The sequence below is a fragment of the Massilia oculi genome (genome assembly GCF_003143515.1).
GTDB lineage: Bacteria > Pseudomonadota > Gammaproteobacteria > Burkholderiales > Burkholderiaceae_D > Telluria > Telluria oculi.
In genome coordinates, this window is sequence record NZ_CP029343.1 from 2343166 (window position 1) to 2355793 (window position 12628).

Sequence of the window (12628 nt, forward strand, 5' to 3'; positions counted from 1 at the left end):
CGCCACATCGTGCTGCCCGCTTCGCTACGGCGACTGGCTGCGCGGCGGCGCGCGGCGCGGCATGCCTTGGCAGGTCGGACGCGTAAACGCGAACACCGGCGCGAGCCGGTGTTCGGGATGGCGGCCGGGGACGCCGCCGTTACTGCATGAAGCGCCAGGGCTGGATCAGTAGCCGCGGCCGGTGGTGCCGGTGGTGCCAGTGGCGCCAGTGGCGCCGGTCGTACCGGTGGCGCCGGTCGTACCGGTGGTGCCGGTCGAGGTGCCGGTACGGCCGGTGTCATCCATGGTGCCGGTAGAACCGCTGGTGCCGGTGCCCATCGAACCGCTCGAACCAGTGCCCATCGAACCGCTCGAACCGCTGGTCGTGCCGGTGGTGCCGGTCGTACCCGTGGCGCCAGTCGTACCAGTCGTACCCGTGGTCCCGGTAGTACCCGTCATGCCCGAGGTGCCGCTGCTGGTCCCGGTTTTGCTGCGGCGATCGCGTTCACGCTGGGTTTGCGGATCGGTGCTCTGCATGCTGCCGGTCGCGCTGGTCGACGAGCTGCCGCTGGTCTGGTCGCTCATGGTGCCGGTACGGTCACGCATGGGGTCGGTCTGGACGGTGCCGACTTGGCCGGTCGTCGAGGTGCCGGTGGTGGTGCCGGTGGTGCTGGTCTGGGCATGGACCGCAGTGGCGCCGAACATGGCGGCGGCGACCGAAGCGCCGAGCATTCCTTTGAGTAGCGTATTCATTTTCATAATGTTCTCCTCAATAACGACTATATGTCGGGGGCAGTGCCCGGCGCCCATGCCAGGGTTGGCGTGTCGCGTCGGGTGAGGAGTCCAGCTTACGGGCATGCTACGGATGGGAGCGCACGGTAGCCACCCGGAAATACATCATCGTCTTTTAATTTCATCGATCTTGCGCCCATCTTTCATTTATTGCTGAGCTTCCAATGCCGCCTGCGCCGAGAGCGTGCCGAGCTGTGCATACAGGGGCAGCACCACGCTGCGGTCGTCCGGATAGACCCGGTTCGACAGGAAGACATAAAAGCTTTGCGACTGCGGATCGACCCACAGGATGCAGCCGGTGAACCCGGTATGGCCATAGCTGCCGATCGGATACCTATCGCCGCGTGGACGCTTGGCATACGGCGAGTCGATGTCCATGCCCATGCCCCGCAACGCGACGATGCCGGACGGAGATTGCACCGTCGTCAGCAGGCGCACGCTTTCCGGCTTCAGTATCCGCACGCCGTCCAGTTTTCCATTGCCCAGCAGCATGCGACCGAAGCGGGCGACGTCGCCCACGGTCGAGAACACGCCGGCCGAACCAGCCACGCCACCCATGCGGCGCACGGTCGGATCGTGCACCACGCCCTGTAGCGGCGCACCCGGCGCCAGGTCGCCGTGGGCCGTCGGCAACTGCGCCGCCTCGCTGGCCCCGCGCTGGGTCGGCGCGATCACCGCCGCCGGCATGCGTTCCAGGGGGCGGTAGCCGGTATGGCGCATGCCCAGCGGAGCGAAGATGCGCTCCTGGGCGAAGCGGTCGAGCGGCATGCCCGCCGTGCGCTCGACCAGCAGGCCCAGCAGGATGTAATTGATGTCCGAGTAGCGGAAGAAACTGCCCGGCGGATGGGTCACCGATTGCCCGCAGGCCAGTGACAACGCCGCCGTCTGGCCCTGCCACGCCGGTTTCGCCGGCAGGCCCGATTTCAGGCCCGACACATGCGTCAGCAGGTGCCGGATCGTGATCGCTTCCTTGCCGTCACCGCCGCATTCCGCGAAATACCGGACGAGGGGCGCCTCGAGGTCGATCTTGCCCTCCTCTGCCAGCATCAGCACGGCAGGCGCCGTCACCAGCACCTTGCTCAGCGAGGCGACGTCGAACACGGTGTCCCGTGCAACGGCGGCAGCGTCCTCGTCATAGCTGAGCCGGCCGTAGCCGCGTTCATAAATGGCGCCGCCGCGTTCGAGGTGGTACACCGCGCCAGGCAGCCTGCGGTCGGCAATCGCGGCCTCGACGGCGTGGTCGACCGCGGCCACGGGTTCAGGATTGAATTGGGGGGCGGCGGTCATGGCAATCGGCTGGTGGACACAGCCGACGAGCAGCATAACGGCAGCGAAGGTGGCGGAACGCAGGCGAAAAAAGTGTTTTGGCATCATGGAGAAATACTAACCCAAGCGGCGGACCCGGCGTTTTTGGGTGGCCGCGCACGCGATTTTTCGCATCGGCGTATCATGAATCCATGATTCCTTTCTCGATACTCGACCTCTCGCCGATCGCTGAAGGCAGCGATGCGGCCACCTCGTTCCAGCGCTCGCTCGACCTCGCACAACATGGCGAGCGCTGGGGTTACAACCGCTTCTGGCTGGCCGAACACCACGGCATGCCGGGCATCGCCAGCGCCGCCACCGCGGTGCTGATCGGCCACGTGGCGGCCGGCACCTCGCGCATCCGCGTGGGCGCCGGCGGCATCATGCTGCCGAACCATTCGCCGCTGGTGATCGCCGAACAATTCGGCACGCTCGAGGCGCTGCATCCGGGCCGGATCGACCTCGGCCTGGGCCGCGCGCCCGGCTCGGACCACACCACGGCGCGCGCCCTGCGCCGCAACCTGGCGTCGGATGCCGACGAATTCCCGCAAGACGTCGTGGAGCTGATGGATTATTTCGCCGGCTCCACCCGCCGCCCGGTGCAGGCCGTGCCCGGCGCTGGCCTGAACGTGCCGGTGTGGATCCTCGGCTCCAGCCTGTTCGGCGCCCAGCTGGCGGCCCACCTCGGCCTGCCGTATGCCTTCGCCTCGCACTTCGCGCCGCAGATGATGATGCAGGCGATCGATATGTACCGCAGCAACTTCCGCCCGTCGGAACAGCTCGACAAGCCCTACATCATGCTGGGCTTTAATGTGTTCGCCGCGGACACCGACGAAGAGGCGCACTTCCTGGCGACGTCGATGCAGCAAGCCTTCGTGAACCTGCGCACCGGCCGCCCGTCCAAGCTCAAGCCGCCGGTGAGCGGCTACCTGGAAGCGCTCGACCTGCCGGAACGCATGATGCTCGACAGCGTGCTGTCGTGCTCGGCAATCGGCTCGCGCGTGACGGTGGCCCACCAGCTGCGCGCCTTCATCGAGAAGACCAAGCCCGACGAGCTGATGATCACCTCGCAGATCTACGACCACGCGGCGCGCCTGCGCGCCTACGAGATCACGGCGGACATCCAGCGCGCGGGTTGATCCCATCGGCCGGCGTCACGCGGCGCCGGTCCCTGCCTGCAACACGTCGATCAGCGTGCGCGTCGAGCGCACCCGTCCCATTTTCGGGAAGATGTTGTCGCACGCGAAAAGGTGGGCGTCCGCATCGAAACTGCTCATCGCATCCTCGGCAAACACCAGCTTGAAGCCGAAATCGTAGGCCGCGCGCGCCGTCGATTCGACGCCGAAATTGGTGGCGATGCCGCCCATGACCAGCGTGTCGATGCCGCGCCGCCGCAGCTGCTGCTCGAGTTCGGTGCCATAGAAGGCGCCCCACTGGCGCTTGACGATGACGAGGTCTTGCGCCTCGACGCCGGCTTCCGGCGCCAGCCACGACGCATCCGGCGGCGCCGCCGGTGCGCCCTGCGGACGCAGCGGAGCGTCGGCCGGCACTTGCGGCAATTCGTTCAGCAGCACGTGCACGTAGATGACCAGGCCGCCGCGTTCGCGCATCTCCTGCGCCAGCAGCACGCAGTTGCCGACCACGTTTTCCGCACTGTGCGGCGCGAGCTCGTGCTTGACGTTGCTGTTCTGAAGATCGATCAGGACCAGCGCGGTATGCGCCGGGTCCAGGATGAGTTGTTGGTCCATGAGCATTCCTCCTGCCCATAGTGTCCCCGAAACCCGGCATGCCCGGCGCACAGGCCGGGCATGCTTCGATGACGACGCTTAAGGCAAGGGCTTGCCGTCCACGTCGATGCGGCGCACCTCGCCCAGGTTCAGGGCGCGGATGTCCTTCTCGACCTTGGCCATGTCGCCCACCACCACCCACACCAGCCGGTCGGCCACGAAGCTGCGCGCGGCCAGGGCATTGGCCTGCTGCGGCGTCAGCGCCAGCGCCTTTTCGGTATAGGTGTTGAAGTAGTCCTCGGGCAGACCGTACTGCAGGATCGTGGAGTAGGCGCCGGCGAGCTGGCCCGCGGTTTCGAAGCTGCCCGGCAGGCGCAGGGTTTTATTGTCCTGCGCGAACTTGAGTTCCTCGTTCGCGATCGGCCTGGCGCCGGCGATGTTGCGGTACTCGCCCACCAGTTCCTTCAGCGCGTCGCCGGTCTTGTCGGTCTGTACCGGCGAGATGCTCACGAACTGGCGCTGGCCGATCGCCGGCGACACCTGGCTGCGCACGCCGTACGACCAGTGCTTGTCCTCGCGCAGGTTCATGTTGATGCGCGAGCTGAAGGTACCGCCGAACACGTCGTTGACGATCTCGAGCGGCAGCGCCTCGGGGCTGTTGCGCGGCGGCGCCAGCTGCCCGCCCAGGATCACGCTCTGCAGCGCGCCGGGACGGTCGACCAGGTAGACCACGGGCGCGGCGCGCGGCGCCACTTCGGCAATCACCTTCCTGGGCACCTCGCCCGCACGCCAACCAGCGAAGGCCTTCTCGAGCATCGGCTTGATCTCGGCCAGCGTGGTATCGCCCACCACCAGCAGTGTGGCGTTGTTCGGCTTGAACCAGGTGGCGTGGTAGCGCACCAGGTCGGCGCGGGTCATGCGCTTGACGGCGTCCTCGGTGCCGGTGCCGGTGCCCGGCTTCGCGTACACGTGGTCCTGTCCGTACAGCAGCGCCGGCGCGAGGCGCATCGCGATCGATTGCGGATCCGACTTCTCGCGCGCGATCGCGGCCAGGCGGTCCTGCTGCAGGCGCGCGAACTCGTTCTGCGGGAAGGCGGGGTTGAGCACCAGGTCCGCATACAGGTTCAGTGCCTGCGGCAAGGTGGCCTTGAGCGCGTTCATGGAGACGAAGGCGCCGTCGAGGTTGGTGCCGGCGCCGAAGCTCGCGCCCAGGCTTTCCAGCTCTTCGCCGATCTGCAGCGACTTGCGGCTGCTCGTGCCTTCTTCGAGCATGCGCAGGGCCAGGCTGGCCACGCCCGGCATGTCGGCGCTATCGGACGCGTAGCCGCTGTCGACCAGCATCTGCAGGTTGACGATCGGCGCTTCATGGCGCTCGGCCAGCACCACCTTCAGGCCGTTCGACAAGGTCATGCGCTGCATCGGCGGCAGCTTGAGCGACATCGCCTTGCCGGTGTCCGGCGCCTTGCTGCGGTCCAGGCCGGTTTGCGTGGCGGCCAGGCCGGTCGGGAACGGGTCGATCTGCAGCACGAAGTCGCCGTCGCTGAGCCAGTCGTTCATCGCCTTCTTCACCATGGCCGGCGTGGCGTCCTTGATGCGCTGCAGGTAGACTTTGTAGCAGTCCGGATTGCCGGTATAGGTCTCGCACGAAGCCAGCAGGTCGCTCTTGCCGCCGAAGCCGCCGACGCGCTCGATCATGCGCGTGTACTGGGCCAGGGTCGCGGTCTTGGCCAGGCGCAGTTCCGCCTCCGTGGGGCCGCTCTTCATCAACGCGCGCAATTCTTCGTCGGCGATCTTCTCCATCTTCGCCACGTCGCCGCCCGGACGCGCGGTCAGGGTCATGCTGAACTGGCCGCCGATCTCGGACGAGCTGTCGCTTGCGGTCGCACTGGTGGCCAATTGATCCTGGTACACCAGGCGTTTATACAGGCGCGAAGTCTTGCCGCCGCCCAGCACGCGCGCGGCCAGGTCGAGCAGCGCCTCCTCTTGCGTGTGCGCGCCCGGCACGTTCCAGGTGCGGTAGATGCGCGACTGCGGCACGCGGTCCTGCGCCACCGTACGGTGGGTGCCGCTGCGCTTGGCGATCCAGGCGTCATGCTTGGCCAGCGGCGGGCCGGGCGGGATCGCGCCGTAGAAGCGCTCGACCTTCTCGCGCGCTTCTTCCGGCGAGATATCGCCCGACAGCACCAGCACCGTGTTGTTCGGGCCGTAGTTCTGCTTGAACCAGTCCTGCACGTCGGTCATCGAGGCCGCGTCGAGGTCTTCCATCCTGCCAATCACGGTCCAGGAATACGGGTGGCCGGCCGGGTAGGTATTGGTGGTCAGGAGTTCCCAGGCGATGCCATAGGGCTGGTTCTCATACTGGCGTTTCTCGTTCTGCACCACGCCGCGCTGGATGTCGAGCTTCTTCTGGTCGACCGTGCCCAGCAGGTGGCCCATGCGGTCGCTCTCGGCGAACAGCGCATAGTCGAGCATCGAGGTCGGCACGTTCTGGAAGTAATTGGTGCGGTCCTGGTTCGTCGTGCCGTTGAGGTCGGTCGCGCCGATGCGCTCCATCGCGTTCAGGTAGGTGTGGTTGAAGTTGTCGCTGCCGCTGAACATCAGGTGTTCGAACAGGTGGGCGAAACCGGTCTTGCCCACTTTCTCGTTCTTGGAGCCGACGTGGTACCAGGTATTGATCGCCACCACCGGCGTCTTGCGGTCTTCGTGGACCAGCACCGTCAGCCCGTTCTTGAGCGTGAACTTGGTGTACTTGATGTCCGGAATCGGGATGTCCGGCACGGCGGCCGGCTTGCCTGGCGCGGCCTGGAGGGAAGACGTGCCAAACGCGAGCGCCAGCGCTGCGGCCAGGCCGATGGTGCGACGAACGGAAACTGCCATGCTGCTCCTCCTGAAAGGGTCGGGACGGGAACCAAACGCACAAGGCGCGCCTCAGGGACGCGCCTTGCAAACATTCATTCTAGGCAGGTTTCACGCTGTCAACAAACGAAAACATGATGCATACGCAAGCTTGACGCAACATCATGCAGCGCGCATCGTGTGGGGACCTCAGCGCGGCACGATTCGCAGCAGGCTGCCCTTGGCTTCATCGGTCAGTACGTACAGCTCGCCGTCCGGCCCCTGGCGCACGTCGCGCACGCGCTTGCCGACCGGCAGCAGTTCCTGGGCCGTCACCTTGCCCTGGGCGTCGAGCTGCACGCGGCGCACGTCCTGGCCGGCCAGGCTGCCGCTGAACAGGCTGCCCTGCCATTGTGGGAAGGCTTTGCCCGTATAGAAGGCCAGGCCCGACGGCGCCGGCGACGGCGTCCACACGACGATCGGCTGTACCGTGCCCGGCACCACCTTCATGCCGATCGGTTCGCGCGTGCCGTAGTCGAGCGTATAGCTTTGCAGCGGCCAGCCGTAGTTGTTGCCGGCCTCGATCACGTTGATCTCGTCGCCGCCGCGCGAGCCGTGCTCGTTGGCGTAGACGCGGCCGCTCTTCGGATCGCGCGCCAGGCCCTGCACGTTGCGGTGGCCAACGCTGTAGATCTCGGGGCGGGCATTGTCCTTGCCGGCGAATGCCCCCTTGCCGACCGGCTGGCCGGCGTCGGTCAGGTGCAGGATCTTGCCCGTGTGCGAAGCCAGGCTCTGGGCATGGTCGCGCGCCAGCATATTGCCGATGCGCTGAGGCGTATTGCCGCCGTCGCCAATGCTCATCAGGAGGGTGTTATCGGGCAGAAACAGGATGCGCGAGCCGAAGTGCTGGCCGCCGCTCTTGCCAAGGTTGACCGCGAACAGTTGCTTGATGCCGGTCACGCGCTTGCCGTCGAACACGCCCTGCACCAGCACGGTCCGGTTCTCGTCGTCGGTGCCGCTCGACATCGTCATGTAGATGCGAGGGTTGGTCTTGTCGGCCGGATGGACCGCGATGTCGAGCAGGCCGCCCTGGCCGCTGGCGTACAGCTTCGGCAAATCGTCGAGAGGAATTTCTTGGAAGCTCTTGCCGTTCAACACATGCAGCGTACCCTGCTTGCCGGTGACCAGCATGCGGCCATCCGGCAGCCAGGCCATGCCCCAGGGCTGCGGCGCGCCGGTGGCGACCGTTTCCAGCTTCCAGCCCTTGGCGAGCGGCGGCTTGTCGACCGGCGTCACTTCTTGCGCCACGGCGGCAGCGCCGGCCGTTGCCAGCGCGGCGGCCAGAACCAGTTTTTTGCTCAAGATTTTACTGACAATACTCGGCATAACATCCCCTCTCAAAAAACATTGAACACTTGACATCGTAGCCGATTCGCCGCATTTTCCATCATTTTATCTGCACGATCGACGCAATCGGCGTATCATTGACGGTTCAGCGAACCAGCGTAAGGACTTCCTTCATGATTCAACGACGCTCCTTCCTCAAGAGCTCTCTCCTCCTCGCATCTTCCTCCCTCGCCCTTCCAACCCTTGCCAAGAATACATCACCTGACAGCAGTATCCTGTCCGGCGAATGCTGCCTGCGTTTCTACAACACGCACACCGGCGAGAAGTTGAAGAGCACGTTCTGGGCCGAAGGCGAGTTCGTCCCCGATGCCCTGAAAGACATCAATAAAGTGCTGCGCGACCACCGCAGCAACAAGATCGCGGACATCGATCCGCAACTGCTGCTGCTGCTCGGCCAGCTCAATGGCAAGCTCGACAACAGCAAGGAACTGCACATCATCTCGGGCTACCGCGCGCCGGAGTCGAACGCCTTCCTGCGCAGCCACGGCAGCGGCGGCGTCGCCAAGCGCAGCCTGCACATGGACGGCAAGGCGATCGACATCCGCCTGCCGGGCACCGACCTGCGCACCCTGCAGAAGGCGGCGATGTCGCTCAAGGGCGGCGGCGTCGGCTATTACGCCAGCTCGCAGTTCGTCCACATGGACACCGGCCGCGTCCGGTATTGGTAAGGCCATGACGCGGCGGCTCGTCCGCGTTGCTTCCTCGCTTGCCATGGGCGCCGTGCTCATGGCCGCTTCCTTCTGCATGCCGGCCTCGGCCGCCGGCCAGAACACCGTCACCGTCAAGTCCACCCGTGACCCGGTCGACAAGTCCTATCGCAAGATGATCCGCGGCATGGAGCGCTTCGAACGCGAACGCGCCTTCGCGCCCAACGCCATCCTGCGCTTCCAGCTGCTGCCGCGCCTGCCGTCGACGGACATGCGCGGCATCACGTTGCGCATTGCCGGCGACACCGTGTCGGTGCCGGTCGACATCGACGAGAACAATTTTTTCGTCCTGCCACGTCACGCCCAGGCCCTGCAGGAAGACGCCGCGGTGCTCGCCAGCCGAAAGACCGCCAGCATGACCTGGCGGGCGCGGATCGAGACTCCCGGCTTGCCTGACGGCACACGGCGCCTGGGCGACCTGCGCCTGGAGTGCCGGGTCGGCAAGGAAGCCGGCCTGGTCTCGAACAGCTCGCCGCTGTTCGGCTGGATCTCGGATGCGCTGAACACGCCCGAAGGCGTGTGCACCAGCCCCGACGGCAATTACCTGTTCTTTGCCGAACGGCCGATCTTCGCGGTCACGCTGCGCGCAGGCGAGCGGGTCGAAACATTGCCCTTCAATATGCTGTACGCCGGCGGCGAACAGACGCCCGACATGCTGCCGTTCTGCGATTGCCAGGCGCTGCTCGACCGCACGTATTATGTGCCGCTATGGGATACAAGCTGGCCCGACGATACGCTGGTCAAGTTCGAATACATGGTCGATGCGCCTGCGGAGGTAGCGCCATGAAGCTGCGTCTGCTCCTGTGTGCGGCATTGCTGGCGGGCTGCGCGACGCAAGCGGCGCCACCGGGTTCCGTCGTCGCGGCCGAGCGGCTGTCGGCAGCGGTGGTGGCGGGACGCACCACGAAGGCCGAACTGCTGGCCGCCTTCGGCCCGACGAAAAGCGTGCGCTTCGACAGCGGCTACGAGGCCTGGGTCTACCAGTCGCCCGCCGGTGGTGGGCGGTTCAGCGAGTTCGTCGTGCTGATCGACCCTGCCGGCGTGGTCAGCAAGACGCGCACGCGCGCGCCGTCGACACGGTGAACCGCCGGTGCGGCGGATTCATCAACAGGAAAAGGCGATGGCTGCCTGACTGCTGGACCACCTGCCGCAGATCACCCGGGCTGTCCTGGCGCGTTCGGCCACGCCGGGCGTCGAAGCGAAGAAGTCATCGCATCGACTTGAATCTGCCCATCTATTAGGCAGGGGCAATGGTTGGGAATGGCGCGGTTTGCGCTGCTCCCCTCCATTTTTGGTCTGGCGCATCAACATGCTGGCGCGGGTGTCGAATCCGGGACGGTTGCTTCGTCGTAGTATGCAGAGGAGTGTCCTCTGTTACTGCCACATAGGGAGATCAATCATGTCCACCAATACCGTCGCGCTGCACCGCGTTTTCAAATCGACCCCAGACCGCCTGTACCGCGCCTTCACCACCCCGGGCGCCTATGCGAAATGGTTGCCGCCGCATGGCTTCTTCGGCACCGTCCACGAGATGGGTGGCCGGGTCGGCGGCCGCTACCGGATGTCCTTCACCAACCTCACGACCGGCCGCAACGAGTTCTTCGGCGGCGAATACCTGGAGCTGGAGCCCGGCAAGCGCGTGCGCTACACGGCCGAGTTCGACGATCCGCAACTGCCCGGCCAGATGCAGACCACGGTCGTGATGCGCGAAGTGTTCTGCGGGGTCGAAGTGCATATCAAGCAGGAAGGCATTCCATCGCAGATCCCGACCGAACTTTGCTATCTGGGCTGGCAAGAGTCGCTCGAGCAACTGGCGAAACTGGTCGAGCCAGAAATCAGGGACTAGCCATCTTGTAGCCGCCGCGCCACGGCAGCGTCGGTATTCGCTGGCACAATAACGCAAGCGATCCTACCGTCACGGAGGCAGCCATGCGCATCGAGCATCTGCGGTACCTGCTGTTGCTGTTCGGCGCCATGCTGGTTGGCATGGCCCTGCTCGCCTGCGGCGGCGGTGGCGTCAGCCCGGGCGTCACCGGAGCGGTCGCGCCACCGGCCAGCACCGGATCGCTGGCCGTCAGCGCCGGCGGCCTGCCGGCCGGCGTCAACCCCGCCCTGCGCATCACCGGTCCCAACAACTATCTGCAAGACCTGGCCCAGTCGCAAACTCTCGCCAGCCTGGCGCCCGGCAGCTACAACGTGTCGGCCTCGCCGGTCACGAGCGGCGGCGTCACCTATCAGCCGGCGCCGGCCTCGCAAGCGGCGATCGTCAGCGCCGGCGCCACCGCGAGCGTTACGGTAACTTATGGCGGCGGCCCGCTGACGCTCGTCGCAACCCAGGTGGTCGCCGGGCTCGACAGCCCCACCTGGCTGACCGCCCCGCCCGGCGACCGCCGCCTGTTCGTCACCGAGCGGCCGGGCCGGGTGCGCATCGTCGACAACGGCAACACGCGCGACCCGCCCTACCTCGACATCGGCGCGCGCGTGTCCACCGACGGCGAAGGCGGCCTGCTGTCTCTCGCCTTCGATCCGCAGTTCGAGCGCAACGGTTATTTCTACGTCTACTACACCGACTTGCAACGCAATATCGTGGTCGAGCGCTTCAGTGCCGGCGCCACGGCGACCGCCGCCAATCCGACGTCCGGCCTGGTCATCCTGCGCATTCCGCATCCGACTTACCTCAACCATTTCGGCGGCCAGCTCGCCTTCGGCCCCGATGGCTACCTGTACCTGGGCACCGGCGACGGCGGCGGCGCCGGCGACCCGCAAGGCAATGCGCGCAACCTGGCCAGCCTGCTCGGCAAGCTGCTGCGCATCGACGTGACAAGCGCCACCACGGCCCAGCCCTATGCGATCCCGGCCGGCAATCCGTATCGCGACGCGGCCGGGCGCCGCCCCGAGATCTGGGCTTCCGGCCTGCGCAACCCGTGGCGCTTCAGCTTCGATGCCAGCCAGCTCTACCTGACCGACGTCGGCCAGGAGCGGCGCGAAGAAATCAATATCGCCGGTACGGGCCAGGCCGGCCTGGATTATGGCTGGAACGTCCTGGAAGGCACTCTGTGTTATGGCGCCGAGACCTGCGACCGCACCGGGCTGACCCTGCCCGTGTTCGAATACGACCACGGCGCGAACGACGTCAACGGCTGCTCGATCACCGGCGGCTTCGTGTACCGCGGGCGCGCCCTGCCCGAGCTGGCCGGCCGCTATTTCTATTCCGATTTCTGCGGCGGCTACCTGAAGAGTTTCCTCGTCACCGGCGCTGGTGCGGGCAACAGCGTCGTCGAACAGCGCGACTGGGAGATCGCCGACATCGGCGGCATCGTGTCTTTCGGCCGGGACGCCGAAGGCGAGCTGTACTTACTCACGAGTGGCGGAGCCATCCATAAAATTGGACGCGGCGCCACACAATGAGTTTAGAATAAAGAGATGGCACGCCTACAACTCAATCTCCCCGAAGACCAGTTTTACTATTCGACGCAGCTGACGGTAAGGGTCACGGACATCAACGCCGCCAACCACCTGGGCAATGAATCGATGATCGCGATGATCTCCGAGGCCAGGGCGCGCTTCCTGTTCGAATTTGGTGTCGCCGAGACCGAGCGCGACGGCAACGGCATCATCGTCACCGACCTGGCCGCGACCTACCGCGCCGAAGCGTATGGACGCGACCAGTTGCTGTTCGAAGTCGGCGTCATGGATTTCAATAAATACGGCGGCGACCTGATCTTCCGCATCACCCGCCCGCGCGACAAGACCCTCATCGCCATGGCCAAATCCGGCTTCGTTTTTTATAACTACAAGACCAGCCAGGTTTGCTACATGCCGGAGGACTTCCGCAACAAGTTCGAACGCGTGAACTGGATCGACTGAGTCGGCCTA

General features: G+C 65.7%; 12 protein-coding genes. 7 read left to right on the plus strand and 5 right to left on the minus strand.

What is annotated here, in order from left to right:
- Positions 1-165: 165 nt before the first annotated feature.
- Positions 166-732: a hypothetical protein gene (locus tag DIR46_RS10850; protein WP_229446568.1), complete on the minus strand. Its 567-nt coding sequence runs from the start codon at positions 730-732 to the stop codon at positions 166-168.
- A 186-nt stretch (positions 733-918) separates the two neighbouring features.
- Positions 919-2058 carry a serine hydrolase domain-containing protein gene (locus DIR46_RS10855; RefSeq protein WP_229446569.1) on the minus strand — a complete coding sequence of 380 codons (1140 nt, stop codon included), beginning with the start codon at positions 2056-2058 and terminating at the stop codon, positions 919-921.
- Positions 2059-2228: 170 nt separating this feature from the next.
- Here DIR46_RS10855 and DIR46_RS10860 point away from each other — a divergent pair, with 170 nt between their 5' ends.
- Complete coding sequence (locus DIR46_RS10860) at positions 2229-3215, plus strand: LLM class flavin-dependent oxidoreductase (RefSeq protein WP_109345238.1); 987 nt, start codon at positions 2229-2231, stop codon at positions 3213-3215.
- A gap of 15 nt (positions 3216-3230) precedes the next feature.
- Here DIR46_RS10860 and DIR46_RS10865 read toward each other — a convergent pair whose 3' ends face one another.
- The 3 genes from DIR46_RS10865 to DIR46_RS10875 form a co-directional block, all read right to left on the minus strand.
- Positions 3231-3824 (minus strand): isochorismatase family protein, encoded by a 594-nt coding sequence (locus tag DIR46_RS10865; protein WP_109345239.1) that lies wholly within the window; start codon positions 3822-3824, stop codon positions 3231-3233.
- Between the two features lie 78 nt (positions 3825-3902).
- Positions 3903-6680 (minus strand): M16 family metallopeptidase, encoded by a 2778-nt coding sequence (locus tag DIR46_RS10870; protein WP_109345240.1) that lies wholly within the window; start codon positions 6678-6680, stop codon positions 3903-3905.
- Positions 6681-6848: 168 nt separating this feature from the next.
- Positions 6849-8000: a PQQ-dependent sugar dehydrogenase gene (locus DIR46_RS10875; protein WP_229446570.1), complete on the minus strand. Its 1152-nt coding sequence runs from the start codon at positions 7998-8000 to the stop codon at positions 6849-6851.
- Positions 8001-8158: 158 nt separating this feature from the next.
- Here DIR46_RS10875 and mepK point away from each other — a divergent pair, with 158 nt between their 5' ends.
- From mepK to DIR46_RS10905, 6 genes are all read left to right on the plus strand, one after another.
- On the plus strand, positions 8159-8713 hold the full coding sequence (gene mepK / locus DIR46_RS10880) for a peptidoglycan L,D-endopeptidase MepK (protein ID WP_109345242.1): 555 nt from the start codon (positions 8159-8161) through the stop codon (positions 8711-8713).
- Positions 8714-8717: 4 nt separating this feature from the next.
- Positions 8718-9539, plus strand: coding sequence for a hypothetical protein (locus DIR46_RS10885; RefSeq protein ID WP_229446571.1), 822 nt, complete (start codon positions 8718-8720; stop codon positions 9537-9539).
- Complete coding sequence (locus tag DIR46_RS10890) at positions 9536-9835, plus strand: hypothetical protein (RefSeq protein WP_109345244.1); 300 nt, start codon at positions 9536-9538, stop codon at positions 9833-9835. Before DIR46_RS10885 ends, DIR46_RS10890 begins: the two co-directional genes overlap by 4 nt.
- 316 nt (positions 9836-10151) lie before the next feature.
- Positions 10152-10598, plus strand: a complete 447-nt coding sequence (locus tag DIR46_RS10895; RefSeq protein ID WP_109345245.1) for an SRPBCC family protein — start codon at positions 10152-10154, stop codon at positions 10596-10598.
- Positions 10599-10681: 83 nt separating this feature from the next.
- A complete protein-coding gene (locus DIR46_RS10900; RefSeq protein WP_109345246.1) occupies positions 10682-12160 on the plus strand; it encodes a PQQ-dependent sugar dehydrogenase in 1479 nt (492 codons plus the stop codon).
- A gap of 15 nt (positions 12161-12175) precedes the next feature.
- Positions 12176-12619, plus strand: a complete 444-nt coding sequence (locus DIR46_RS10905; protein WP_109345247.1) for a thioesterase family protein — start codon at positions 12176-12178, stop codon at positions 12617-12619.
- Positions 12620-12628 lie beyond the last annotated feature (9 nt).

Excerpts from the sequence above, each read along its gene's own strand:
- DIR46_RS10850 (WP_229446568.1), bottom strand. The coding sequence starts at position 732 with ATGAATACGCTACTCAAAGGAATGCTCGGCGCTTCGGTCGCCGCCGCC.
- DIR46_RS10855 (WP_229446569.1), bottom strand. The coding sequence starts at position 2,058 with ATGACCGCCGCCCCCCAATTCAATCCTGAACCCGTGGCCGCGGTCGAC.
- DIR46_RS10860 (WP_109345238.1), top strand. The coding sequence starts at position 2,229 with ATGATTCCTTTCTCGATACTCGACCTCTCGCCGATCGCTGAAGGCAGC.
- DIR46_RS10865 (WP_109345239.1), bottom strand. The coding sequence starts at position 3,824 with ATGGACCAACAACTCATCCTGGACCCGGCGCATACCGCGCTGGTCCTG.
- DIR46_RS10870 (WP_109345240.1), bottom strand. The coding sequence starts at position 6,680 with ATGGCAGTTTCCGTTCGTCGCACCATCGGCCTGGCCGCAGCGCTGGCG.
- mepK (WP_109345242.1), top strand. The coding sequence starts at position 8,159 with ATGATTCAACGACGCTCCTTCCTCAAGAGCTCTCTCCTCCTCGCATCT.
- DIR46_RS10885 (WP_229446571.1), top strand. The coding sequence starts at position 8,718 with ATGACGCGGCGGCTCGTCCGCGTTGCTTCCTCGCTTGCCATGGGCGCC.
- DIR46_RS10890 (WP_109345244.1), top strand. The coding sequence starts at position 9,536 with ATGAAGCTGCGTCTGCTCCTGTGTGCGGCATTGCTGGCGGGCTGCGCG.
- DIR46_RS10895 (WP_109345245.1), top strand. The coding sequence starts at position 10,152 with ATGTCCACCAATACCGTCGCGCTGCACCGCGTTTTCAAATCGACCCCA.
- DIR46_RS10900 (WP_109345246.1), top strand. The coding sequence starts at position 10,682 with ATGCGCATCGAGCATCTGCGGTACCTGCTGTTGCTGTTCGGCGCCATG.
- DIR46_RS10905 (WP_109345247.1), top strand. The coding sequence starts at position 12,176 with ATGGCACGCCTACAACTCAATCTCCCCGAAGACCAGTTTTACTATTCG.